This window comes from Asticcacaulis biprosthecium C19 (assembly GCF_000204015.1).
Lineage (GTDB): Bacteria > Pseudomonadota > Alphaproteobacteria > Caulobacterales > Caulobacteraceae > Asticcacaulis > Asticcacaulis biprosthecius.
Window position 1 is genome coordinate 1,871,743 of record NZ_GL883077.1, and the last position, 23,220, is coordinate 1,894,962.

At 61.9% G+C, this 23,220-nt stretch carries 20 protein-coding genes; 19 read left to right on the forward strand and 1 reads right to left on the reverse strand.

Annotated features, from left to right (window positions below; genetic code table 11):
• The first annotated feature begins 80 nt into the window (after positions 1-80).
• The 12 genes from ABI_RS08700 (at position 81) to ftsH (ending at position 13,077) form a co-directional block, all read left to right on the forward strand.
• Positions 81-1,007 carry an ROK family protein gene (locus tag ABI_RS08700; protein ID WP_006272553.1) on the forward strand — a complete coding sequence of 309 codons (927 nt, stop codon included), beginning with the start codon at positions 81-83 and terminating at the stop codon, positions 1,005-1,007.
• A gap of 77 nt (positions 1,008-1,084) precedes the next feature.
• A complete protein-coding gene (locus ABI_RS08705; protein ID WP_157138750.1) occupies positions 1,085-2,809 on the forward strand; it encodes a carboxylesterase/lipase family protein in 1,725 nt (574 codons plus the stop codon).
• Between the two features lie 350 nt (positions 2,810-3,159).
• Positions 3,160-3,624, forward strand: coding sequence for a YbgC/FadM family acyl-CoA thioesterase (locus ABI_RS08710; protein ID WP_006272555.1), 465 nt, complete (start codon positions 3,160-3,162; stop codon positions 3,622-3,624).
• 177 nt (positions 3,625-3,801) lie between these two features.
• Positions 3,802-4,506: a protein TolQ gene (gene tolQ / locus ABI_RS08715; protein ID WP_006272556.1), complete on the forward strand. Its 705-nt coding sequence runs from the start codon at positions 3,802-3,804 to the stop codon at positions 4,504-4,506.
• Positions 4,507-4,510: 4 nt separating this feature from the next.
• Positions 4,511-5,008, forward strand: a complete 498-nt coding sequence (locus ABI_RS08720; protein ID WP_006272557.1) for an ExbD/TolR family protein — start codon at positions 4,511-4,513, stop codon at positions 5,006-5,008.
• 5 nt (positions 5,009-5,013) lie between these two features.
• Positions 5,014-5,817, forward strand: coding sequence for a cell envelope integrity protein TolA (gene tolA, locus ABI_RS08725; protein ID WP_040308727.1), 804 nt, complete (start codon positions 5,014-5,016; stop codon positions 5,815-5,817).
• Between the two features lie 31 nt (positions 5,818-5,848).
• Complete coding sequence (gene tolA, locus ABI_RS26745) at positions 5,849-6,298, forward strand: cell envelope integrity protein TolA (protein WP_157138751.1); 450 nt, start codon at positions 5,849-5,851, stop codon at positions 6,296-6,298.
• Between the two features lie 33 nt (positions 6,299-6,331).
• Positions 6,332-7,660, forward strand: coding sequence for a Tol-Pal system beta propeller repeat protein TolB (gene tolB / locus ABI_RS08735; protein ID WP_374188343.1), 1,329 nt, complete (start codon positions 6,332-6,334; stop codon positions 7,658-7,660).
• Positions 7,661-7,830: 170 nt separating this feature from the next.
• Complete coding sequence (pal, locus tag ABI_RS08740) at positions 7,831-8,388, forward strand: peptidoglycan-associated lipoprotein Pal (RefSeq protein WP_085930182.1); 558 nt, start codon at positions 7,831-7,833, stop codon at positions 8,386-8,388.
• A gap of 211 nt (positions 8,389-8,599) precedes the next feature.
• Complete coding sequence (locus tag ABI_RS08745) at positions 8,600-9,523, forward strand: tol-pal system YbgF family protein (protein ID WP_245531315.1); 924 nt, start codon at positions 8,600-8,602, stop codon at positions 9,521-9,523.
• A 336-nt stretch (positions 9,524-9,859) separates the two neighbouring features.
• On the forward strand, positions 9,860-11,092 hold the full coding sequence (gene tilS / locus ABI_RS08750) for a tRNA lysidine(34) synthetase TilS (protein WP_006272562.1): 1,233 nt from the start codon (positions 9,860-9,862) through the stop codon (positions 11,090-11,092).
• A gap of 101 nt (positions 11,093-11,193) precedes the next feature.
• Positions 11,194-13,077: an ATP-dependent zinc metalloprotease FtsH gene (ftsH, locus tag ABI_RS08755; RefSeq protein WP_006272563.1), complete on the forward strand. Its 1,884-nt coding sequence runs from the start codon at positions 11,194-11,196 to the stop codon at positions 13,075-13,077.
• Between the two features lie 98 nt (positions 13,078-13,175).
• Here the strand turns inward: ftsH and ABI_RS08760 are convergent, their stop codons facing one another.
• On the reverse strand, positions 13,176-14,027 hold the full coding sequence (locus ABI_RS08760) for a glycosyltransferase family 2 protein (protein ID WP_006272564.1): 852 nt from the start codon (positions 14,025-14,027) through the stop codon (positions 13,176-13,178).
• 271 nt (positions 14,028-14,298) lie between these two features.
• Here ABI_RS08760 and ABI_RS08765 point away from each other — a divergent pair, with 271 nt between their 5' ends.
• The 7 genes from ABI_RS08765 (at position 14,299) to ABI_RS08795 (ending at position 23,143) form a co-directional block, all read left to right on the forward strand.
• Positions 14,299-15,201, forward strand: a complete 903-nt coding sequence (locus ABI_RS08765; RefSeq protein ID WP_006272565.1) for a cell division protein FtsQ/DivIB — start codon at positions 14,299-14,301, stop codon at positions 15,199-15,201.
• A 20-nt stretch (positions 15,202-15,221) separates the two neighbouring features.
• Positions 15,222-16,598 (forward strand): cell division protein FtsA, encoded by a 1,377-nt coding sequence (ftsA, locus tag ABI_RS08770; RefSeq protein WP_040308729.1) that lies wholly within the window; start codon positions 15,222-15,224, stop codon positions 16,596-16,598.
• A 499-nt stretch (positions 16,599-17,097) separates the two neighbouring features.
• On the forward strand, positions 17,098-18,756 hold the full coding sequence (gene ftsZ / locus ABI_RS08775) for a cell division protein FtsZ (protein WP_006272568.1): 1,659 nt from the start codon (positions 17,098-17,100) through the stop codon (positions 18,754-18,756).
• Positions 18,757-19,160: 404 nt separating this feature from the next.
• Positions 19,161-20,054 (forward strand): UDP-3-O-acyl-N-acetylglucosamine deacetylase, encoded by an 894-nt coding sequence (lpxC, locus tag ABI_RS08780; RefSeq protein ID WP_040308730.1) that lies wholly within the window; start codon positions 19,161-19,163, stop codon positions 20,052-20,054.
• Positions 20,055-20,192: 138 nt separating this feature from the next.
• Entirely contained in the window at positions 20,193-21,047 is an 855-nt protein-coding gene (locus tag ABI_RS08785; RefSeq protein ID WP_083811435.1) for an outer membrane protein assembly factor BamD, read from the forward strand.
• A 79-nt stretch (positions 21,048-21,126) separates the two neighbouring features.
• On the forward strand, positions 21,127-22,845 hold the full coding sequence (gene recN / locus ABI_RS08790) for a DNA repair protein RecN (protein WP_006272571.1): 1,719 nt from the start codon (positions 21,127-21,129) through the stop codon (positions 22,843-22,845).
• Positions 22,846-22,873: 28 nt separating this feature from the next.
• Complete coding sequence (locus tag ABI_RS08795) at positions 22,874-23,143, forward strand: hypothetical protein (RefSeq protein ID WP_006272572.1); 270 nt, start codon at positions 22,874-22,876, stop codon at positions 23,141-23,143.
• Positions 23,144-23,220 lie beyond the last annotated feature (77 nt).

Below are 23,220 nucleotides of genomic sequence, written 5' to 3' on the forward strand. Positions count from 1 at the left end.
CGTTTGGTAACGGCCCCCGGGTGTCAAAACCCGGGGGTTTTTTCTGCTTTCGAATTCTTAAAACAAAGACTGAAAATTTAATGCTGTATGTCGGTGTAGACTTTGGGGGAACCAAGATCGAAGCGGCAGCCCTGTCGCAGAATGGTACCTTCCTGTCGCGTCAGCGTGAACCCAACCCGGGCAATTACAAGGACGCGCTTGAGACGGTCTGCCAGTTGATCGCCCGGGTCGAAGCCGAAGCCAAGCAGGCCGATCCCAGCCTGGCCACCCGCGTCGCCACCATCGGGGTCGGCGCGCCCGGTTCGGTCAGTCCGCGTACCGGTGTGATGCGCAACGCCAATTCGACCTGGCTGAACGGCATGACCTTTCGTGAGGACCTGGAGGCCGCTATCAAGCGCCCGGTCCGCCTGGCCAACGACGCCAACTGCCTGGCGCTCAGTGAAGCGATCGATGGCGCCGCCAAGGGACTGAAATCCGTTTTTGCGATCATCGTTGGTACCGGCTGTGGTGGCGGCCTGGTGATCGATGGTCATCTGATCGAAGGCGCCAACGGGCTGACCGGCGAATGGGGCCATATTCCCCTACCGTGGCAAAAACCTGAAGAATTTCCCGGACCGACCTGCTGGTGCGGCCATAAGGGGTGTTTGGAGACCTGGGTGTCGGGCACCGGTTTCGCCCGAGATTTCCACGCCGTGACCGGCAAGGCGCTGCGCAGCGAGGAGATCATCAATGGCATGCGGTCCGGTGATGCAGAATGCGAAGCCGCTTTCGATCGCCTGATGGACCGGCTGGGCCGGGCCATGGCGGTGACCGTCAATATGCTGGACCCCGATGCGTTTGTATTCGGCGGCGGGCTGTCCAACGTGCATGAAATTTATGACCGTCTGCCGGCTAAGATCCTGCCGCACGTGTTCAGTGACGGCTGGCAGGCGGAGCTGAAGCCGGCCCAGTGGGGCGATAGTTCCGGCGTGCGGGGCGCCGCCTATTTGTGGGCTCAGGGGCACTAGCCCAAAACGTCGGTGTGAGTCTGCGCTTGTCGCTGCGGCGGATTTTTGCCAAGCTCAAGAAAAACAGGGGCGGAATCATGATCCGGAACAGTCTGATCGGTCTCACCGTAGCGGTGCTGGCAACAACAGCCGCTGCCCAGACCCCGCCGCCCAAAAGTCCCAACGGTCGTTTCAACCTGGTCATTCCGCCTGGAAGGCCGAAGGTGGCGCCACCGACCGTCATGACGGCGCCGCCTGTTCAGGTCCAGTCCGTGCAACTCGCGCCTGTTCAGGTGCCGCCCGCTCACGGCGAACCGATCGCGCAGCAGACTGTTGAAGCACCGCCTCCGGCCCCACCCGCGCCAGCAGGTGCTCGGCCGGATATTGTGGTCGCGACCACTGCCGGTCAGTTGGGCGGCGAGGCGCTGTGGGACGGCAGCCACGTCTTCCGCGCTGTGCCGTTTGCCCGACCGCCGGTGGGTGATTTGCGCTGGCGGGCGCCACAGGACCCTACGCCGTGGCAAGGTGTGCGCTACGCCACGGAGTCCGCGGCGGCCTGTTTGCAGGTCGATCTCGGCTGGCAGTCGGCGATGTCCAGGTCCAGTTCCGAGGACTGTCTCTATCTCGAGGTTCGTACGCCCGACACGGCAAGAAAGCTGCCGGTCATGGTCTTTATCCATGGCGGGGCCAATCGCGCCGGTGGTGCCACCGGCACGGTCATGGCCGGCTTTGCGCCCAAGGGTGTGGTCATCGTTTCGATCCCCTATCGTCTGGGCGCGCTGGGGTTTCTGTCGCATCCGGCCCTGACGCAGGAGCAGGGCGGGGCGTCCGGCAACTATGCCCTGATGGACCAGGTCAAGGCGCTGGAATGGGTGCGCGACAATATTGCGGCCTTTGGCGGTGACCCGGGCAATGTCACGATCTTTGGTCACAGCGCCGGCGCCCAGGATGTCGGCCTGTTGCTGACCTCGCCGCTGGCCAAGGGGCTGTTCCATAAGGCGATCTCGCAGTCGGGTCCGCCGCAGTTCGGTTTGCCGGCGCGCACCTTGGCGCAAAACGAGGCCATCGGGGTTGAACTGGCCAGCGAGATCAGCATGAGTCCGCCCGACAGCGCCCAGGCCCTGGCCGATCTGCGCCGCCAGCCGGCCATCTCGATCCAGGAACTGACCGACAAGATCCCGCCACCGGTCGAGGACGCTTCCTTCATCTGGTTGCAGGCCATCGTCGACGGCAAGGCCTTGCCGCGGGCGCCGCAGGACGTATTCCGCGCCGGTGAGGCGGCCAGAGTGCCGCTGATCATCGGTGTTTCGGCGCAGGAACTGGGCCTGCACGGCGGGGAGGCCAATATCTACAAGGCGGTGTTCAACGCCTTTGGGCTGGGGCGGTTCAGGGCGATGAGCTTTTACCGGATCGACAAGGGTAAGCCGCCCAAGGCTGATCCTCTGCTGGGCGATACAGCAATGCAGATTTCGACCGATATCATGATGCGCTGCCCGGCGGACTGGACTGCGGCGCAGATGACGCAGGCGGGGAATGAGGCGTACCTCTATCATCTGGGTGTCGATAAGGACGGCAAGATCCACCACGGCTCGGAACTGAATTTTGTGATGAACCCGCGGCCGGACGGGCAGGGGGATGCGGTGTGGCCGCCGTTGCTGGATCATTGGGTGGCCTTTGCGACGACGGGCAATCCCAACGGTCCCGGGTTGCCGCAGTGGCCGGCCTATGGCGGGGACAAGGCCTATATCGACTTTACCACCAGCGGTCCGTATGCGCGGACACAACTGCGCGGTCCGGTGTGCGCCCTACGGGATACGCCGTGACCCTTTGTGCAGTGACACCCTCCGAATTTGGAACCACGGATGGACACAGATAAATAGGGATTTCAGGTCATTCTGATGCGCAGCGCTTAAGCGGTGCCATCGAATATTGTAACCGCGAATGAACGCGAATAAGCGCGAATATCAGGTCGTATTGTTTTGGCGCGTAGGCCAGGCCTTATCGGATGCGCCTTCGGCGTGCTCTCATTCGCGCTTATTCGCGTTCATTCGCGGTTACATACCTTGAGACGTTGCCGCTTGACGGCGCAACGTCTCAAGGTTGGCTCAAGATCCGTGTTTATCTGTGTCCATCCGTGGTTCCCAATCTGCCTTTGGCGGGCTACAAACAGCCCATGAGCGATATTCCCGAACAGTCCCTGGCCGGCCGCCTGGTCGGCGATGAGCATCATCTGCTGGTGCGTGTGTATTATGAAGATACCGACTTTTCCGGTGTCGTCTATTACGCCAACTATATGAAGTTTTTCGAGCGCGGGCGGTCCGACTATCTGCGCCTGATCGGTGTGCATCATTACGAACTGGCCCAGATGGACCCGCCACTGGCCTTCGCCGTCACCCATATCGACATCACCTACAAGGCGCCCGCCAAGATCGACGATATCGTCCTGGTCCGGTCGCGCTCTACCGGTGTCAAAGGCGCGCAGTTCTTCCTGCATCAGCGAATCGAACGCGACGGCGTGCTGTTGTGCGAAGCGCACTTCGATGCGGTCTGTATCGGCTTCGATGGGCGCCCCCGGCGGCTGCCGCGTTTGCTTGTTAACGCTATAAATCACACGGTTACCGATAAAAAACCCGAATAGGGGGTCATGTCTCTCTTTCTCTTTGGTGCAGTTTTACGAAAAAGATGCTGACACTTTTTCTAAACGTGCTTGCACGCCATAGAATTGTCGTGAAACTTGGGGCAAAGTGCTTCACATATGGCCTAGCCACGTATCGTGGACCTATTTTTGGGCATTAACTGTTTTTGGGGGTGCATTATGAGCGCCGGAACTGCCTCTCCTGTCTCGCTGGATTTTATCGACCTGTTCATGAACGCCGACCTGGTGGTCAAGGTGGTGATGATCGTTCTGGTCTTCTCGTCGCTGTGGTCGTGGGCGATCATCGTGCAGAAGTCGCTGTCCCTGGGTAAGATCAACAAGGAGGCTGATACCTTCGAATCGGCGCTTGGCTCCGGGCGCGCGCTCGATGATATCGCCGCCGCGCTGGGGCCTCATCCCAAGGAACCGTTCCAGAAGCTGCTGGTGACCGTGACCTCGGCGTGGCGCGACTATAAGGGCAAGCCGATGAACCCGACCCAGGGTGAACTGCTGATGGCTCAGGTCGATCGCGAAATGTCGCATATCGTCACCTCTGAAGCCGACAGCGTTGAAGACGGCCTGTCGATCCTGGCCGTCATCGCCACCGCAACGCCTTTCCTGGGGCTGTTCGGCACGGTGTGGGGCATTATGAATGCGTTCTCGGCCATCGCCGCCCAGGGTGACACCAACCTGGCAACCGTCGCCCCGGCGATTTCCGAAGCGCTGTTCGCCACGGCCATGGGTCTGTTCGCCGCTATTCCGGCCTATGTCGCCTTCAACCTGTTCAATGCCAAGGTGTCGCGCTTCGCCAGCCGCATGGAAAGCTTTGCCGATGAATTGATGGTGTCGCTGACGCGTCGTCTTGGCGAAAAGCTGGGGGGCTGATCCGATGGCCATGGGTTCTGCCGGATCGGGAGGCAGCCGCCGCGGCAATCGCCGTGTCCGCCGCCGTTCAGCCCTCTCCGAAATCAACGTCACCCCGATGGTCGACGTCATGCTGGTCCTGCTGATCATCTTCATGATCTCGGCGCCGCTGCTCAATTCGGGCATCGATATCAACCTGCCCAAGACCGAAGCCGCCGCGCTCAAGGAAGAGAGCGATCCGATCACCGTGTCGGTCGACCGTGCCGGCCGCCTCTATGTCAACGACAATCCGGTAAGCTATGACACCCTGGCTCCGCGCCTGGTGGCCATGACGCAAGGTGAAACAGATCGGCCGATCTATGTCCGCGGCGATGGCGATTCCTCGTGGAAAATGGTCGCTCAGGTAATGGGCAAGTTGTCGAGTTCCGGCTTCACCAAGATCAGCATCGTCACCGATCCGATGGGTAAGACCTCCGGCGGGGCCGCGTCTTCCGCAGCGGCCGGTACGGGGGCATCGTCTTAAGTCCTATGCAGCGTCACCTTCCGTCATGGCTGGTTTCGATTCTCCTGCACGCGGGCTTGCTGGCGATCGCCTATATCGGCTGGGCGACGTCCGCCAAACCCGTTCGTGTGACAGCGGTGGCGGTTGAAATCATTTCGGATGTGACCAGCCGGGAGATGGTGGCGACGCCTGTCGACGAACTGGCGGTCAATAAGCCGGAGCCTGTCCCTTCGGAAGCGGATGTCGCTGTGCCGGAACCGGACGCGCAACCTGCGCCGGAGCCGCAGAAGCCTGCTGCCCCGGCGAAGCCCGACAAGAAGCCTGAGCCAATAAAGAAGGATAAGGCGCCGCCCGACCCCAAGGGCAAGAAGGCGCCGGTGCCTGACAAGAAAGCACCGCAGCCTAAGACCCTGGACCTCGACAATCTTAGCAATCCGCCGCCGGCCCCGAAAAACAAGGGCCGCGCCAATCCCAATACCCAGCAAAGGAATGGCGGGTCGTTGAACGGCTCCGGGCCACAGGATGCCGGGGAGAAGGCGGAAATGGCGGCCCTGACCAAGCGATTGGGGCGCTTGTGGCGACTGAATTGCGATATTCCCGGCACGCGCCAGGTCAAGATTGTGGTCGGGTTCCAACTTTCGCGGAGCGGACGCCTGATTAAGGGGCCGACATGGGTCAATCGCCGTTCCGACGCCGTATGGGTTTCAAACTCGCAACTCGCCATTGCGGCTGTCAATCGCGGGGCGCCCTTCACAGACCTTTCGGATGGGCTGTATGAACGCGACCTTGAAGTCGAGTTCGATGCGGAAAAGGTCTGCCGTGGCTATTAGAGCGGGAGGCATTCTGGGGCTTGCGATTGCCATGTCGGCCTGGACCGCCGTGGCAGGGCCAGGTCAGACGGAAAGTCCGCAGGACGATTCGGCCTGGCTGGAGTCACTGGCCAAGCCGTCAGGCGATCTGTCTACGCGTCCGTCGGGGACGTCAGCCGTAAGGCCGCGGGATGACACAGGCGCACGCGCCAACATGACCGGCCTGGTTCGTGGGATGGCGCGACGCTGGAACGTCGACTGCAAGGATGCCACGGTGCGAAAGGCCAAGATCGAGGTCCAGTTTCGGATCTCGGCGAATGGTCGGATTGCCGAAGAGCCGGTGTGGGTGAACCCGAGCCCCAAGCCGGCGCTTCAGACCGCGTATCGGCAGGCGGCGTACGCAGTAACTTCGGGTCAGCCATATTCTGGCCTGGGCCCGGATTTATACGACAGGACTTTAGAGGTTCAATTCAGTGCCGTTTCGGTGTGTCGAGATTATTAAGGAAGCCAAGTCATGACGAAGACTTTCCCCTCCCTGTCCCGCCGGACGCTTTTGCACACGCTTCCGGCGGCGGGTGCCCTGACCGCGATGGCGGGGTCGGTTGCTGCCCAGAGCCAGGGGCCCTTGCGCGGCACGGTCGATGAGGCGGACGTTCAGCCTCTGGCGATCGCTATTATGATCAGCGGTACGGATCCGTCGGGCAACACTATCGGCGAGCAGCTGACCAAGGTGGTCATCAACGACCTGCAGAGCTCGGGCTATTTCGCGCCGATCGATCCGCGCGCCTTTATCGAGACCTCGCTGGACGTCAATTCGCCGCCGACCTGGGAAAACTGGACCGCCATCAACGCGCAGTTCCTGGCCAATGGCCGCGCCTATATCAACGCCAACGGCCAGGTGCAGGCGGATGTTCGGGTGTGGGACATCTACTCCCAGAAGGAAGCCTTCCCAGGCGCCGGCCACATGATTACGCCCGAGCAGTGGCGGCGGCTGGCGCACAAGCATGCCGACGCCATCTATGAGCGGCTGACCGGAGAAAAGGGTTATTTCGATACGCGTATCGCCTTCGTTGCCGAAAGCGGTAAGCGCGGCGACCGGGTCAAGCGGCTGGCCATGATGGATCAGGACGGCGCCAATCCCCAGTATCTGGCCGTCGAGGGCTCGGGCAAGATCATCACGCCGCGGTTTTCCGCCGACGGTACCGAAATCGCCTATATGGCCCTGTCGGCGGACAGCGCGCGTATCTTCCTGTACGACCTGGAGGCCCGGCGCGGGGAACAGGTGGCGCAGGTGCGTGGCATGGCCTTTGCGCCACGCTATTCGCCCGACGGCACGAAGCTGGCGTTTTCGGTGTCGCAGGGCGCCAATTCCGACATCTATGTCACCAATCTGAACACCCGGTCGTTGTCGCGCCTGACCTCGGATCCGGCTATCGATACGTCGCCGTCCTTCTCGGCCGACGGCTCGCGCATCGCCTTTACATCGGATCGCGGCGGCTCGCCCCAGATCTATGTCATGGGAGCCGACGGTTCTGGGGCGCGCCGCATTACCTTCGGCGGCGGGCTCTACTCGACGCCGGTGTTTTCGCCCAAGGGCGACCTGATCGCCTTCACCAAGCAGTCCAAGGGACGTTTCTCGATCGGGGTGATGAATCCGGATGGGTCGGGTGAGCGCCTGCTGACCTCGTCCTACCTGGAGGAGGGGCCGACCTGGGCGCCGAATGGCCGCTACATCATGTTCTTTCGCGAACCGCCGGGCGGCATGCCGTCGCTGTGGATGGTGGAGGTCAATGGCCGCATCGAACGACCCGTCCCCTATACGGGCGGGGCGTCGGATCCGGCCTGGTCACCCTTGCTTCCGTAAGCTTTCATCCGTTACGCGAAAAGCCGTTGCAGATGGAATTTATGCCGCCTTTAGTTTGACAAATTAACAAAGGCATATCATCGTGACAGCCGATAAGTTCAGGTGACATCCGATTGTCGCAGAACCATGAAAAATATCCCTGGTTTCATAATTTCGTGAGAGGAACAATTATGACCCTATCGACTAAGTCCATCGTGAAGGTGGCCCTGGTAGCTTTTGTTATGACCTCGGTGGCTGCCTGTACGAAGAAGGCCGAGCCGGTGGTGCCGAAGACCCCCGACGTGGTGACGACGCAACCGCAGCCCACTCAGCCGACCGTTCCCCCGAAGCAGACTGCTCTGCCGCCCGTCGGCGTTACGCCGGGTTCGCAACAGGACTTCGTCGTCAACGTCGGCGACCGCGTCTATTTCGACACGGATCAATCGTCGATCCGCGCCGACGCGCAAGCCGTCCTGTCCGCTCAAGCCGCTTGGCTGGTCCGCTATCCGGCCGTCAAGATCCGCATCGAAGGCAATGCTGACGAACGCGGCACGCGTGAATACAACTTCGCTCTGGGTGCGCGTCGTGCCCAGGCCGTCGCCGACTTCCTCACCTCCAAGGGTGTTGTGCCGTCACGTATCTCGACCATCTCCTATGGCAAGGAACAACCGATTGCCACCGGTGCTGACGAGGATGCCTGGCAGCAAAACCGGAACGGCCATACGGCGATCACTTCGGGCGCCAACTGAGTTTTCGATCCCATCTGATGAAAGGCCTTCCGCTGCGGCGGGAGGCCTTTTTCATGCGCGCTGCGGAGGTCGGACAATTGGGGTTTACGTCTTATTTCAGCCCGACTATGCTGTTAGCCCTAGGGTAGGCCGTTCGACCGGCATTTATGTGTAACAGTTTACAAGGGCGGGGTACGAGCCTATGGCGCATAACGGATTTTCGCAAAAAATCGTGACGTGGACGTCGCGCGGCCGGATGGCAGCGGGTGCGTCGATTGTGGCGCTGACCCTGGCGTTCGGGGCGGTGACGACGGTGGCCTTCCTGCCGTCGGTGTCGCAAGCACAGATTTTCGGCGATGAAGATGAGGAAGAAGACCTCGGCCGCCCGGCCACACCGGCGGGTGCGTGGGACGAAAAGCGCCTCAACCGGCTTGACCGCAATGTGCGCAAGCTGGAGCGCGCCGTGGCCCGCGTCGAGAACAAGAAGACACCGCCGATCCTGATCGAGCCCGACCCGGAAGTGGTCGCCTTGCAGGCCACGGTCGACAGCCTGTCGCGCAAGCAGGATGAGCAGTCCGACGTGATCACACGCCTGACCGGCCAGTTGGAAGAGGCGCTGTATGCCAACCAGCAACTGCAAGGGACGGTCAACGCCCAGAATGCCCGCATCGACGTCCTGTCGCGGCGCGCCGACAATGCCGATGCCCATCTGAAGGACATCGACGCCCTGCTGGCGCCGCCGCCGCCGCCGCCGGCTTCGACAGGATCGGCTGAGGGGGACTTTGATCAGGCCTTTGCTTTGATGACGTCGGGCCAGACGGACGATGCCAGCCGCGCCTTTGAGGCCTTCACGACGACCTGGCCTGAGGCGGCGCAACTGCCGGAAGCCTGGTTCCGTCTGGGCCAGATCCGCAGCATGAAGCAGGATGCCGGCGGCGCCGTTGCCGCCTATGCAACGGCGCTGAAGGGCTGGCCCAAGACGTCGTGGGCGCCGGAAGCAACCGTGCGACTGGCGGGGGCTTTGACGGATTCCAACCGGCCGAGCGACGCCTGCCTGGCCTTGTCGCAGTTCGACAAGCTGTATGCCAAGACGGCGACCAATGAACACAAGTCGATGGCCAAGACGCTCAAGACCCGGAGCAAGTGCGCGGCTTAGTCTGTCCATAAGGATTTTGGAGCGAAGGATCCTCGACGGGGCAGTGTAGCGGTGTTCTAAGCGCGAAGCGCACTCGCTGATGTTTTGACATTTCAGAGTAAGGCGCGTTGACGCTGTCCATCTGACTTATCTGGCTTATCTGTGGATCAACTCTTCCTTGGGTTTCGTCGCCTGATTGTCGGGGATCTATCCTGAACGTTCAAAGTCGCTAAACCTGGGCAAGAAGGTCTATCCACAGATAAGCCAGATAAGTCAGATGGACAGCGTAAACGAGGTGCCTTCGAGGACTTGCGGAGGCGTCGTCTAAGGCGCTTCGCGCATGAGGGGTACTGGGCGGTGATTGCAAACAGGCCCACTGTTATTTCCGATTTTTCCACGCTCCTGAACGGCGACGGTCCGATCGGGGTTGCGGTGTCTGGGGGCGGTGATTCGGTTGCGCTTTTATACCAACTCGCCGATTGGGGCCGGCGGCCCCTGCACGTCTTTCACGTAGATCACGCCCTCCAGGCCGACAGCGGGCTTTGGGCCGATGCCGTCGCCGCTCACGCAAAGCACCTCAAACTCTCTTTTACGCGTCTGACCTGGAGCGGCGACAAGCCAACGACCGGCATCTCTGCCGCCGCCCGCGGGGCGCGTCATGCCCTTCTCGCTGAAGCCGCGCGGGCGGCCGGCATCAAGGTCGTCTGCCTGGCCCACACCTGCGATGATGTCGCCGAGGCCGCCTACATGCGCCAGCATGGCTCCAATGTCGGTACGCCGCAAACCTGGTCACCGTCGCCGGTATGGCCCCATGGCAGGGGCGTCTTTCTGTGCCGGCCGCTACTGAGCGCGCGCCGTGCCGACCTGCGCCAATACCTGATGGATCGCAAGCTGTCCTGGATCGATGACCCCGCCAATGAAAATGCGAAGTCTCTGCGTGTGCAGGCGCGTCAGGCCTTGCTGGGGCTGACCAGCGCGCCATTGCCGCCGCCGGTGCGTTTGCCGAGGGGCGAGGTCGAGACGCTGTTGCACGACCCCGAAGGCTGGTCCGCCCTCGGACTCCTGCGGTTCAAGGCCGACGCCTTTTACCAACTGCCAAACGATACCGCGCTGCATCTGCTGGCGACGGCCGCCGTCTGTGCCGGTGGTGGTGATCGCCTGCCGCGCCGTCACAAAGTCGAAACCTTATACGAAAGCCTGGCCGATGGCCGGTCACACACCCTGGCCGGCGCCCGAATCCGCCAGGCCGGCGGCTTCATCCATGTGCTGCGCGAAGCGGGCGACATCGGCCGAAATGCGGAGCCGGGGCAGGGGGATCTATGGGACGGACGCTTCCAGCTTTTGGGTCGTGTCGTCGCGACCGGGCGTGACCGTGGCCGGCTCGATGACCGTGATCGGGCGTTTCTCAGAACCCTGCCGCCGGACCTGCGGGCAAGCTTGCCGGCGATGGAAGTTTCAGGCCCGCATCTTGCATTGCCCCTTTATGGCCTACCGGGGCAGAAGCATAATGAGACGGTGACGACGAGCTGCTGGGTGCTGCCGCGTTTGCTGGCCAGCGTCTGTCGGATCGAGCGTGAAACCGATTTGTGATCCCGCCCGGAAAAGTCCTGTAGCGAAACGACACGGCTCTCCCTATATGGGGGAAAATGTGCAAGACGGTCCCCAGCGGGACCAGACGAGGATTGTAAGGCATGAACCTGCGGTCGATGGCGATAATCGGCGTGATTCTGGCGGTATTGCTCGGGATCTATATCTATATGTCCCAGCAGAAGGGCGGGAGCACCCCCCTGTCTCAGGGACCGAAGGAAATCCCCTATTCGGAGCTGATCACAAAGATCAAGGGCGATGCAATCGCCAAGGTCACCATCCATAACGACGACATCACCGCCGTCGGCAAGGACAACGTCAAATATCACAGCACCTCGCCGTTCGATCAGCGCAATCTGATCGAGTCGCTGGACTCCAAAAATGTTCAGTACGACGTCAAGTCGGGCCGCATGTCGTTGCTGATGAACGTCATCACCACCTTGCTGCCGGTTATCCTGATCATCGGCATCTGGATCTTCTTCATGCGCCAGATGCAGGGCGGCGGCCGCGGCGGGGCCATGGGCTTCGGCAAGTCGAAGGCCCGCCTGCTGACCGAACACAAGAACCGCGTCACCTTCCAGGACGTGGCCGGGGTCGAGGAAGCCAAGGAAGAACTGCAGGAGGTCGTCGACTTCCTGAAAGATCCGTCAAAGTTCCAGAAGTTGGGCGGCAAGATCCCGAAGGGCGCCCTGCTGGTCGGCCCTCCGGGGACCGGTAAGACCCTCCTGGCCCGTGCCGTGGCGGGTGAGGCCGGCGTACCCTTCTTCTCGATCTCCGGCTCGGACTTCGTCGAAATGTTCGTCGGTGTCGGCGCCAGCCGCGTCCGCGACATGTTCGACCAGGCCAAGAAGAACGCACCCTGCATCATCTTCATCGACGAAATCGACGCCGTCGGCCGGCATCGTGGCGCCGGTCATGGCGGCGGCAACGACGAACGCGAGCAGACCCTCAACCAGCTTCTGGTCGAGATGGACGGCTTTGAAGCCCAGGAAGGCATCATCATCATTGCGGCGACCAACCGTCCGGACGTGCTGGACACGGCGCTGCTGCGTCCCGGCCGTTTCGACCGTCAGGTGACCGTGCCCAACCCCGACCTGAGCGGACGCGAGGCCATCCTGCGCGTGCATATGAAGCCCGTGCCCCTGGCCGTCGACGTCGACGTCAAGGTGATCGCCCGCGGGACGCCTGGTTTCTCCGGTGCCGACCTGGCCAACCTGGTCAACGAAGCCGCACTGATGGCGGCCCGCAAGGACCGAAAGCTGGTCACCATGCGCGACTTTGAAGACGCCAAGGACAAGGTGCTGATGGGCGCAGAGCGCAAGTCCATGGCCATGTCCGAGGTGGAAAAGAAGAATACGGCTTACCACGAAGGCGGCCACGCCATCGTCGCGCTGAAGGTGCCGGAAGCCGATCCGGTCCATAAGGCGACCATTATTCCGCGTGGCAGGGCCTTGGGCATGGTTATGCAGTTGCCGGAAGGCGACCGCTATTCGCAGAACTACGTCCAGATGACATCACGCCTGGCCATCCTTATGGCCGGCCGGGTGGCCGAGGAAATCATCTTCGGCAAGGAAAAGGTGACTTCGGGGGCTTCGTCCGACATCCAGCAGGCCACGCGCCTGGCCAAGGCGATGGTGACGCGCTGGGGCTATTCCGACACGCTGGGCCTGGTCAACTACAAGGACAGTGAAGACGAACACGGCGTTTTTGGCCGAGATGTCTCTGAATCGACCTCGCAGAAGATCGATGAAGAGATTCGTCGTCTGGTCCAGACGGGTTATGATGACGCGAAACGCATCCTGACTGAAAACCTGGATGGGCTTCACCGTTTGGCTAAGACCCTGCTCGAGATCGAAACCCTGACCGGGGACGAGATTGCCAAGATCCTGAACGGCGAGGAAATCGTGCGGGATGAGGAGACGGGTGTCGCGGTCGAGCTGTCGTCGAACCTGGCGGTGCCAGAAACCGAAAACGTCGCGGCAGAGTAGATTTCTGTGATTTGGATGACATGGAGCGGGCGGAACTTCGGTTCCGCCCGTTTTTTCTGTCCGGGCGGGCCGGTAAGGTCACACGACGGATATGCGTTTCAAAACGATGCCCAGGCCGTCGTAATCCGATGGATCGCGCCGCCGATCAGTTTTTTCAGCCGCGGGCGGCGCAGGACGGGCAGGGCGACCCGCTTCACCAGCCAGCTCGGCGTCGCCTGGAACATGTCCAGCCGCGCCCGCGTAAAGGCCTGCAAGCTTGGGTGCCGCTTGGTGTCGGTGTTGCGGGTGTAGCTGCGGCGGTGTTTGCGCCACAGGGTCAGGGCCTCATCGACATAGAAAAACCGGTGACGCAGGGCCAACTGGCAATACAGCCACCAGTCGACGAAACAGTCGAACGGCGGATCGAGATCGATGAACTTCAAGGTCTCGCGTCGGATCGTCACCGCTGAAAAGGTCGGGATAACGTTCTCGAACAGCATCATCCGGCCGATATAGCGCGGCCACGCCTTGCGCCCCAGCCGGCGTTCGCGCACCTGGGCATCGCGCAGGTAGCGCCGGCATTCGGCTTCGTCACCAAACGGTACCACGGCATTGAACAGGACGTCGGCGTCGGGATGGCGGACGAAGGCGTCGTAACGCCGGCTAAGGCAGTCTGGACGCCACAGGTCGTCGCTTTCGAGAAAGGCGATCAGATCGCCGCGGGCATGGCGCAGGCCCAGTTCCAGCGTTCGCGCCAGGCCGCGGTTCTGGCCGTTGGGGTGAGTCAGCAGACGAATTCGGTTATCGGTTGCAGCCAAAGCTGCGATGACCTGCATGGAGTTGTCACTGGACCCGTCGTCGACAATAATCAGCTCCCAATCGCTATGGTCCTGGCTAAGGACCGATCGCACGGTTTCGCCGATATAGGATTCGTAATTGTAACTGGCTGTTATTATCGACAGGCTGGGCATGGGGAGAGGCGCCGTAACGGGATGTACGGCAAACCGCTAAGGGTCGATTGGGGCCGGCATATTGCAACGCGAAAACAATCGCGAATTTCCTTCGCCAGCGGCCGTTTTGGTTGATCAAACCTTACAAAAAATCGATTCGTTATCACTCTGTTAAGGACGATGGCGTTGAATGGACACCTAACCTGTCAGGTCGGCCTGCCCGCCGCGCGTCCGTGCTCCGGGCGCGCCGCTAAGCTTGCCGGTTCAGGCATTTCGAGTACTGGAGATCCGCATGCCCGCCGTCGTTCGTGGTGGCCGACGTCAAACTTCCGCCCCGGGCACTGCCCAGGGTAAGAGTGGTGGCGCCAAGCCGGCCGGCAAACGTCCGGCCGCCCGTAAGGGTGCCGGCGGCAAGACCAGCGTGGTCGGCTCGGTCGCCATCCCCAACGAACTGCGCGCCTGGTTCGCCGTGATCGTCGTGGTCGTGCTGCTGGGCGTCGTTCTGTTCACCGGTCAGCGCGCCCAGGCGCTCAGCACCGCCATGACCGGCTTTGCCGACAGCCGGCTGGCTGCCATGGGGCTGAAGCTCAAGAACATTCATCTGGTTGGCGTCAGCGACGACGCTGAACCGGCCATCAAACAGGTGCTGAAAAAATCCCTGACCGCCGGCCAGCCCATCGCCCTGATGGACCTGAAAAAGCTGCAGGGCGACCTCGAAGCCATCGGCTGGGTCAAGGAAGCCAGTGTCCGCCGCCAATTGCCGGGCGTCCTGGTGGTGTCGGTCGTTGAACGTGAGCGGCTAGCCGTATGGCAGTACAAGGGCCGTGACACAGTCATCGACGATCAGGGCCATGTCATTCCGGAAGCTCACTCCAGCAAATTCCTGGATCTGCCGCTGGTGGTGGGTGAGGGCGCTAACGAGACGGCGACCGAGATTCTGCAACTGATGCAGACCCGTCCGGCCCTGATGCAGAAAACCTACGCCCTGGTGCGGGTCGATACGCGGCGCTGGGATATCCATCTGAAAAACGGCGCGATCATCAAGCTGCCGGCGCTGAACCAGGAGCAGGCTTTGAATACGCTGGACACCCTGATGACGCGCCAGCGTGTGCTGGACCAGGGGTTCGCCGAAATCGACCTCCTCGATCCCTCCGCCCTTGTTGTCGTGCCTATCGAAGCCCGCCCAAACCTTTGATCTGACCAGAGAAGAAGCTCATGTCACGATTTGAAGACCGCCAGAATGCCCGCCTTAACGTCCCTGCGCCGCGCGCACGGACCACGCCCCAGCCCGTGACCGCGAGCGCGCCGCGCCCGGTTGCTGCGACCGGCCTGATTGCGTCGCTGGACTTGGGTTCGTCTAAGATCGGCTGTTTCATCATGCGGCCGGAAGGCGCGCGTCACGCTGATCAGTCGATCCGGGTTGCCGGTGTCGGCTACGTTCAGTCGCGCGGCATCCGCGCCGGTTCGATCATCGACATGGAAGCGGCGTCTCAGGCCATCGCCCAGGCCGTCGAACGCGCCGAAGCCATGGCCAATGTGTCCATCCAGGGTGTGCGCGTGACCATCCCCGGCGCCCAGACCGCCTCGCACAAGGTGTCGGCCCAGGTGTCGCTGGGCCTGAAGCCGATTGCCGATCTCGACCTCAACCGCGCCATAGCCTCGGCCCTGGCGCAGGTACGTTTCCCCAACCGCCGCGCCATTCATCTGCTGCCGGTGTCGTGGAGCGTCGACGACCAGGCCGGCGTCAGCGATCCGCGCGGACTGAACGGCCGTAGCCTGGGTCTGGAACTGCTGGTCGTCACCATTGACGAGAGCGTGTTCAACAACATTCAGCAGTGCGTTAGCCAGGCCCATCTCGAGGTCCAGGCTATTGTTTCCGCGCCCCTGGCGGCGGCGGTAGCAGCGCTGGAAGAAGACGAAAAGGACCTGGGCTGCATCTGTATCGATATGGGCGCCTCCAGCACGACGGCGGCCATCTTCGCCAACGGCACGTTGGTCCATGTGGATTGCCTGAATGTCGGCGGCCAGCACGTCACCGCCGATATCGCCCGTGGTCTGTCGACGACCCTGGCCGGGGCCGAGCGGCTGAAGACGCTGCACGGTTCGGCCATCGCCTCGTCCAACGAAGACCGTGAAACCGTCGAAGCGCCACCGCGCGGCGACGAACGCGGCGGCGCGCCGATCATCGTGCCGCGCTCTATCCTGAAAGGCATCATCGCGCCGCGGGTTGAGGAAACCTTCGAACTGCTGCGCGAGAAGATCAAGGCCTCGGGCATCCAGATCGAGCCGGGCGCCGGCATCGTCCTGACCGGTGGCGCCTCGCAACTGGCCGGTGTGCGCGAACTGGCGATCCGGGTGTTCGACCGTCCGGTCCGTCTGGGCCGTCCGATGCGCGTGCCGCATCTGGGCGACGCCGCAGCCGGACCTTCGTTTGCCGCTACGGCTGGCGTGATCCTGCGCACCCTGTACGGGCCGCGCGATGTCGTGCCGGTCAAGAAGATCATGGCCGCCAAGATCGGCCCCAAGGACGCCCCCAATGGCGGCGGCAACATCCTCGGTCGAGTGGTGGACTGGTTGAAGAGCAATCTTTAAGCGACGCCTCTCTCCCAAGACAGGAGAGGATATTATGGCTTCGGCCATCGCCCGGCGCGAGGCGCTCCGACCTCGGCAGCATGCGACGGCGCAGCGTCGGATACCAACGGCCATTAAGTTTGACTCCAAAGAAAAGAGCCCCGCCCGGCGCTTCGCGCCACCCTCCCCGTAAAACGGGGTGGGCGAAGAAAGGTCAAGCCTAACTGCCTTTGGTATGAGCTAATATTAGGGTTGTCTTAACCCGATTTCATCCCATGCGCGAACCTCACAACTTGCCTGACTCATTTCGGACGCGATTCACCCCTAGACCGTCCACGTTTCGGTAACCTCTCTTAAAATTTATTACCGTAAGCACTTCAAAACGCCCCGACTCAAGGTATCGGGTAACAATTCGTTAAGCATGTTCGTAGTCTCCTGTCCGGAACCCAAAGGAGACAGCGAAGCGCCCCGCTTGACATGCCTCTGAAAGGGGAAATTTGTGAAAGGTTGGTCCGAGCCCATGGGTATTTCTCTTTCCGCACCGCGCGCCACGGAACTCAAGCCGCGTATCGTGGTCTTCGGCGTCGGTGGCGCCGGTGGCAACGCCGTCAATAATATGATCGAGGCCGGTCTGGAAGGCGTGGAATTCGTCGTCGCCAACACCGATGCCCAACAACTGCAATTTTCCCGTACCGATGCCCGCATCCAGCTGGGCGTCGGCATCACCATGGGCCTGGGCGCCGGCGCGCATCCCGAAGTCGGCATGACCGCCGCCGAGGAATCGTCCGACATCATCAATGAGCACCTGGAAGGTGCCCATATGGTCTTCATCACCGCCGGCATGGGCGGCGGCACTGGTACCGGTGCGGCGCCGATCATCGCCAAGTGCGCCCGTGAGCGTGGCATACTGACGGTCGGCGTGGTGACCAAGCCCTTCACCTTTGAAGGTCGCCACCGCATGCGTTTGGCCGATGCAGGCATCGCCGAGCTTCAGCGCTATGTCGACACCCTGATCGTCATTCCGAACCAGAACCTGTTCCGCATCGCCAATGAGCGCACCACCTTTGCCGAAGCCTTCGGCATGGCCGACCAGGTGCTGCACGCCGGTGTGCGCTCCATCACTGACCTGATGGTGCTGCCGGGCCTGATCAACCTCGACTTCGCCGACGTCCGTTCGGTCATGTCCGATATGGGCAAGGCGATGATGGGGACGGGCGAGGCCTCCGGTGAGGACCGCGCGATCCTGGCGGCCCAGAACGCCATCCAGAACCCGCTGCTGGACGAAACCTCGCTGAAGGGCGCCAAGGCCGTGCTGGTCAATGTGACTGGTGGGCTGGACATGACCCTGCATGAGGTCGATGAAGCCGCCAATGCGATTTCGTCGGAAGTCGACCCGGAAGCCAATATCATCTTCGGTGCGGCCTTCGATCCGAGCCTGGATGGCAAGCTGCGCGTGTCGGTGGTGGCCACCGGCATGGACGGCGTCGCCTTGCAGACCCCGCTGAACACGCCTGTCAAGGCACAGATCCCCCCGCCGACCTTCGGCATGGGTTACGCTGCCCGTCAGGAAAGCCAGGCTCAGCCGGCAGCCCAGTCCGCGCCGTTAGCTCCGGCTGCCGAAGCCCGCCCGGCGCCGGTCATGCCGAGCCTGACCCCGGCGCGCTCCAGCCTGTTCGAGGAACGCGCTGCGCCGGCTCCGGCGCCTGAGCCGCAGGTGATCAGCAAGATTGTCGATCCGATGGCCGACGACGACGGTTTCTTTGCCCAGCCCGAAGCCGAAATCCGGCCCGAGCCGCCGGTCGAGGCTCCGGTTGCGCGGCCGTCCCCGTCCATTTCGCGTCCCAACCCCTACACAAATGCCCGTCTGGAAACGCCGTCGGCCGTACCCGCGCCCCAGGTGACGGCCCGTTCGGCCCAGCCGGTGCAACCGCAGTCGACGCCGCGCCTTCAGACCGAAGACGAGGGGCGTGAGTCCTTCTGGCGCGGCCTGTTCCCGCAGCGTGGCGCTGCGCCGCAAGCCGGTCCGGTCGAGGCGGTCGAGGAAGCCGCTCAGGACCGTTACGTCCCTGCGCCGCAAAGATCCAACCTCAACCCGGCCAGCCGTCCGGTCGAGCAGCCCTCGATGGAAGCGGAGGATGATCTCGAAATACCTTCTTTCTTAAGGCGCCTCGCTAACTGACGCCGTGGCAGAAGCCACGTCGCCGGCCGCGATCCAAATCGGTTTTAGGGCGCTGAAATCAAATTCTAAGAAGCGTGGAAATCCAGGTCGAAAGGCCTGGATTTTTCTTTGGTGCGGTCAAGTGCCTCCAACGTCAAAGCCGTTGGCAACGCGGCACAGAACGCTTCCTGCCTGCCGCGCGGGTTTGCGCGATCCAGGTGGGGCTTGTCCGGCGTTTGAACCGAGCCTGTGACCTTAAATCCGCATTAAGCACGTGGTTACAAAGCGAAATAGAAGTTCGTTTGTGAACGGATGTTGAAAATGAGATACCTGACGTGGACGTAACATAGTTGCGTCGCGATTTTTATGCCCGGCTGGGGCGGTACACAGCGTTTTCTTCATTTGAAGAGTGTAGGTTTAGCGTCATGTTGCCTGATCAGAACGAACAGACTTTGGCCCACGCAGCCATCATCGCCGGTATGGGTTTGCATACGGGCGTGCCTGTGCGCATGGTTGTGCGCCCGGCGCCGACCGGCACCGGCGTTGTTTTCGTGCGTTCCGACATCGAAGGTACGGATAACCGCGTCGCGGCCGTGGCCCATAACGTCACCAAGACCAATCTCGGCACTGTCATCACCAATTCATCGGGCGTTTCTGTCTCGACGATCGAACACGTCATGGCAGCCTTTGCCGCCATGAGCCTCGACAATGTGGTTGTCGAACTGGATGGTCCGGAAGTGCCGATCATGGACGGCTCGGCCCTGCCGTTCGTTCAACTGCTGGACCAGGCCGGCTTCCGCCGTCAGGCCCTGCCGCAACAGGTTATCGAAATTCTGGAACCGATCCAGGTGGTCGACGGCGACAAGTCGGCCGTCCTGCTGCCGTGCGACCGTTTCGAGGTCCGGTTCGAAATCGACTTTCCGGGTACGCCGATCGGCCATCAGGAAGTCGATCTGGTCGTCACCGAGCAATCCTTCCGCGAAGAGCTGGCCTCGGCCCGCACCTTCGGCTTCCTGCAGGGCGTCGAAGCCCTGCGCAAGGCCGGTCTGGCGCGTGGCGGTTCGCTGGACAATGCCATCGTCATCGACGGTGACACCATTATGAACGAAGGCGGCCTGCGTTTCGTGGATGAATTCGCTCGCCACAAGGCGCTGGACGCCATCGGCGACCTGTACGTCCTGGGCATGCCGATTCTTGGCAGGTTTGAAGGAATTCGTGCCGGTCACGGCCTTAATAATGCCCTTGTTCGCGAACTACTGTCGCGGCCGGATGCCTACCGCGTCGTCACTCGTGGCGTCGCTCTGGCGGATGTCGGCTAAGCCACACTTCGGTTAATTCCGGTTGGCGATGCCTTGACCATCGTGTAGATATCCTCAAAGACTTCATCACTGCGTCCGGGGCGGACGCTTTTTCGAGGGTGTTCCGTGATCTCTGGTCGGCTTTTCAAGACTTCGGCAATGGTTCTGGCCGCAGGCATGGCCCTGACGGCGCTTTCGGGCTGCGCCGGCAAGGGCGACGAACAGCACCTGGTCTATGAGGAGCGTCCGGTGGAACTGCTCTATGCCACCGGCATGGAGCGGCTGGACGACAAGTCGTGGAACGAGGCCGGCCAGTATTTCGAGGAAGTGCAACGCCAGCACCCGTATTCGGAATGGTCGCGCCGCGCCATCGTGATGACCATCTATACTCACTATCAGGCCGGCAAGTATGCCGAGGCCTCGGCGGCTTCCGATCAGTTCATCCATCTGTATCCGGGTAGTGAATTGACCCCCTACGCCTATTACATGAAGGCCATCTGCTCGTTCGAACAGATCGTTGATGTCGGACGCGACCAGGCTTCCACGACCGCCGCCCAGGCGCTGCTGTCTGATGTCGTGCGCCGCTATCCCAGCAGCGAGTATGCCAAGGATGCCCGCGTTAAGATCGACATGGTGCAGGACCAACTGGCCGGCAAGGAAATGGAAATCGGTCGCTATTATCTGAACGACAACCAGCCCCTGGCGGCTATTGGCCGTTTCAAGACCGTGGCGAGCACCTATCAGACGACGTCGCACACGCCGGAAGCCCTTTACCGTCTGGTCGAAGCCAACGAAGTCATGGGCCTGCACGAGGAAGCCATGCGTAACGGCGCCGTGCTCGGCTACAACTACCCCGGCGACCGCTGGTATGCCGCGGCCTACAAGCTGTTGACGGAAAAGGGCGATCGCCCCGAGATCGCGCCCGATCCGAACGGCAAGAAGGGCCCCGAGACGCCCGATGCCAAGACGAACAAGAAGGGCTGGTTCGGCTTCCTACGCCCCGACGCTGGCTGACGATTTTTTGTTCTTGAAATGTTCTTGATGAATGCGTGAAAATGCGTTCTAATGGGTGAGAGACTCACGGACCGCACCCATGCTGACCCGCCTGACCATCAATGACGTCGTGCTTGTTGACCGCCTCGAACTGGACATCCAGCCGGGCCTTAGTGTCCTGACCGGGGAAACCGGCGCAGGCAAATCCATCCTGCTCGATAGCCTGGGCCTGGCCACCGGCGCGCGTGCCGATACCGGCCTGATCCGTGCCGGCGCCAACCAGGCCTCCGTGACCGCGGAATTCGAATTGCCAGCGGTTCATCCGGTCTATGATTTCCTCGAAGACAAGGGCCTTGCGCTGGAACCTGGCGAAGCTCTGCTGTTGCGGCGACAGGTCAGCCGTGACGGCCGATCCAAGGCCTTTGTCAACGACCAGCCGGTCAGTGTCGCCGTGCTCAAGGCATTGGGTGACTCGTTGCTGGAAGTGCATGGTCAGCATGAAACCGTCGGCCTGCTGGATGCGCGTTCGCACTTGGGCATGCTGGATGCCTATGGCGCCTGTGACAGCGAGCGTGCCCAGGTGGCCGAGGCGTGGAAAGCGCTTAAGGCGCTGAAGGACGAACACCGCGATCTGGTCAAGCGCGCGCAGGGAGACAAGGCAGAACTGGAAACCCTGACACAGCGGCTGCAGGAACTGGAGCGGCTGAACCCGCAGCCGGAAGAAGAGGGGCAGCTTGCGTCGGAACGCGCCTTGCTGGGGGCATCGGAACGGGCTCTGGAAGACATCACAGAAGCGCGCGACGCCGTCGGTGGGGATCTGCTGTCGCAGCGTCTGGCCAAGGCCTTCCGCGCCCTGGATCATGCCCGAACGCGTGCCATGCAGGCCGGGGCGACCGGCGAGGACGAAGTTTTGCAGCGTCTGACGGCGGCGGCTGATGCATTGGACCGCACCCTGATCGCGGCTGACGAGGCCCTGGCCCTGATGGATCAGGCCGGCAACAGCCTGGACCTGGAACCTGGGCAACTCGACCGGGTGGAGGAGCGACTGTTCGCTCTGCGGGCCATGGCGCGCAAGCTGGGTGTGCTGGTCGATGATCTGCCGGCAGAACGGGTGCGAATCGCCAAGGCGTTGACCGGGATCGAAGATCTCGACGCGCACCTGGCGCGGCTGGATAAGCAGATTGCAGCGGCCCAAGGCGTCTTCCAGGCTGCTGTCGTGGCTTTGCGGGCTCGGCGCCAGGCGGCCGGCGATACATTGAGCGCCGCGGTCATGGCCGAACTGACGCCGCTGAAACTGGACAAGGCGCGGTTCCGCGTGGCTTTGAAGGCGCTGGAGCCGGAACGTTTTACGGCCGCCGGGGGCGATGTCGTCGAGTTCGAGGTCAAGACCAATCCCGGTGCCGAATGGGGCGGCTTGGGTGTCATCGCCTCGGGCGGGGAATTGGCGCGATTTGCCCTGGCGCTGAAGGCGGCCCTTGCCGGTCGTGGTGGGGAAGATGCCACGGGACCGGTGATGATCTTCGACGAGGTCGATCAAGGTGTCGGTGGTGCCGTGGCGGATGCCGTCGGTTTGCGGTTGAAGCGGCTGGCGGAACGGTCACAGGTGATCGTCGTCACCCACAGTCCTCAGGTCGCGGCGCGGGGCGATTCGCATCTGAAAGTCAGCAAGCACGTCCATGGTGATGGCATGCGGTCGAAGGTCGCGCGTTTGGATGCCGATGAGGCGCTGGAAGAACTGGCGCGGATGCTGTCGGGCGCCTCGATCACGCCGGAAGCGCGGGCGGCGGCGGTAAGGCTTAAATCCGCCGAAGGGGTGTGATATACTCTATCGGTAAGGAGGTGCGGCTATGATGTCTTTGCTCCGTCACCTGTTCTTTTTCCTACTGCAATTTTTCGGCGTCACGGCCGCTGTGGTGTTCGGTTGTATTGCCTGGACCCTGAACGATCGCGGCATGTCCTATGCCGAGACACTGGCCTTTCGCGCGGATCTCAAATCCTGGGCTGTAGTCGGTATGGTGGTGGCCGGCTTCTTTTGCTTGATCCTGCTGTGTTATCACCTGACGCAAAAGGCCCTGGACGACCCGAACGATCCCGAAAATGGACCGTGGCGGTACTGACGGTTTGTGACGTGCTCGTGCATAAGGATTGAACCACGGATGGACACGGATAGACACGGATGGATCGTGCGTCCTAT

Bases quoted from the DNA above. Each gene is read 5' to 3' on its own strand.
- ABI_RS08700 (WP_006272553.1), top strand. From the start codon at position 81: ATGCTGTATGTCGGTGTAGACTTTGGGGGAACCAAGATCGAAGCGGCA.
- ABI_RS08705 (WP_157138750.1), top strand. From the start codon at position 1,085: ATGATCCGGAACAGTCTGATCGGTCTCACCGTAGCGGTGCTGGCAACA.
- ABI_RS08710 (WP_006272555.1), top strand. From the start codon at position 3,160: ATGAGCGATATTCCCGAACAGTCCCTGGCCGGCCGCCTGGTCGGCGAT.
- tolQ (WP_006272556.1), top strand. From the start codon at position 3,802: ATGAGCGCCGGAACTGCCTCTCCTGTCTCGCTGGATTTTATCGACCTG.
- ABI_RS08720 (WP_006272557.1), top strand. From the start codon at position 4,511: ATGGCCATGGGTTCTGCCGGATCGGGAGGCAGCCGCCGCGGCAATCGC.
- tolA (WP_040308727.1), top strand. From the start codon at position 5,014: ATGCAGCGTCACCTTCCGTCATGGCTGGTTTCGATTCTCCTGCACGCG.
- tolA (WP_157138751.1), top strand. From the start codon at position 5,849: ATGTCGGCCTGGACCGCCGTGGCAGGGCCAGGTCAGACGGAAAGTCCG.
- pal (WP_085930182.1), top strand. From the start codon at position 7,831: ATGACCCTATCGACTAAGTCCATCGTGAAGGTGGCCCTGGTAGCTTTT.
- ftsH (WP_006272563.1), top strand. From the start codon at position 11,194: ATGAACCTGCGGTCGATGGCGATAATCGGCGTGATTCTGGCGGTATTG.
- ABI_RS08760 (WP_006272564.1), bottom strand. From the start codon at position 14,027: ATGCCCAGCCTGTCGATAATAACAGCCAGTTACAATTACGAATCCTAT.
- ABI_RS08765 (WP_006272565.1), top strand. From the start codon at position 14,299: ATGCCCGCCGTCGTTCGTGGTGGCCGACGTCAAACTTCCGCCCCGGGC.
- ftsA (WP_040308729.1), top strand. From the start codon at position 15,222: ATGTCACGATTTGAAGACCGCCAGAATGCCCGCCTTAACGTCCCTGCG.
- ftsZ (WP_006272568.1), top strand. From the start codon at position 17,098: ATGGGTATTTCTCTTTCCGCACCGCGCGCCACGGAACTCAAGCCGCGT.
- lpxC (WP_040308730.1), top strand. From the start codon at position 19,161: ATGTTGCCTGATCAGAACGAACAGACTTTGGCCCACGCAGCCATCATC.
- ABI_RS08785 (WP_083811435.1), top strand. From the start codon at position 20,193: ATGGTTCTGGCCGCAGGCATGGCCCTGACGGCGCTTTCGGGCTGCGCC.
- recN (WP_006272571.1), top strand. From the start codon at position 21,127: ATGCTGACCCGCCTGACCATCAATGACGTCGTGCTTGTTGACCGCCTC.
- ABI_RS08795 (WP_006272572.1), top strand. From the start codon at position 22,874: ATGATGTCTTTGCTCCGTCACCTGTTCTTTTTCCTACTGCAATTTTTC.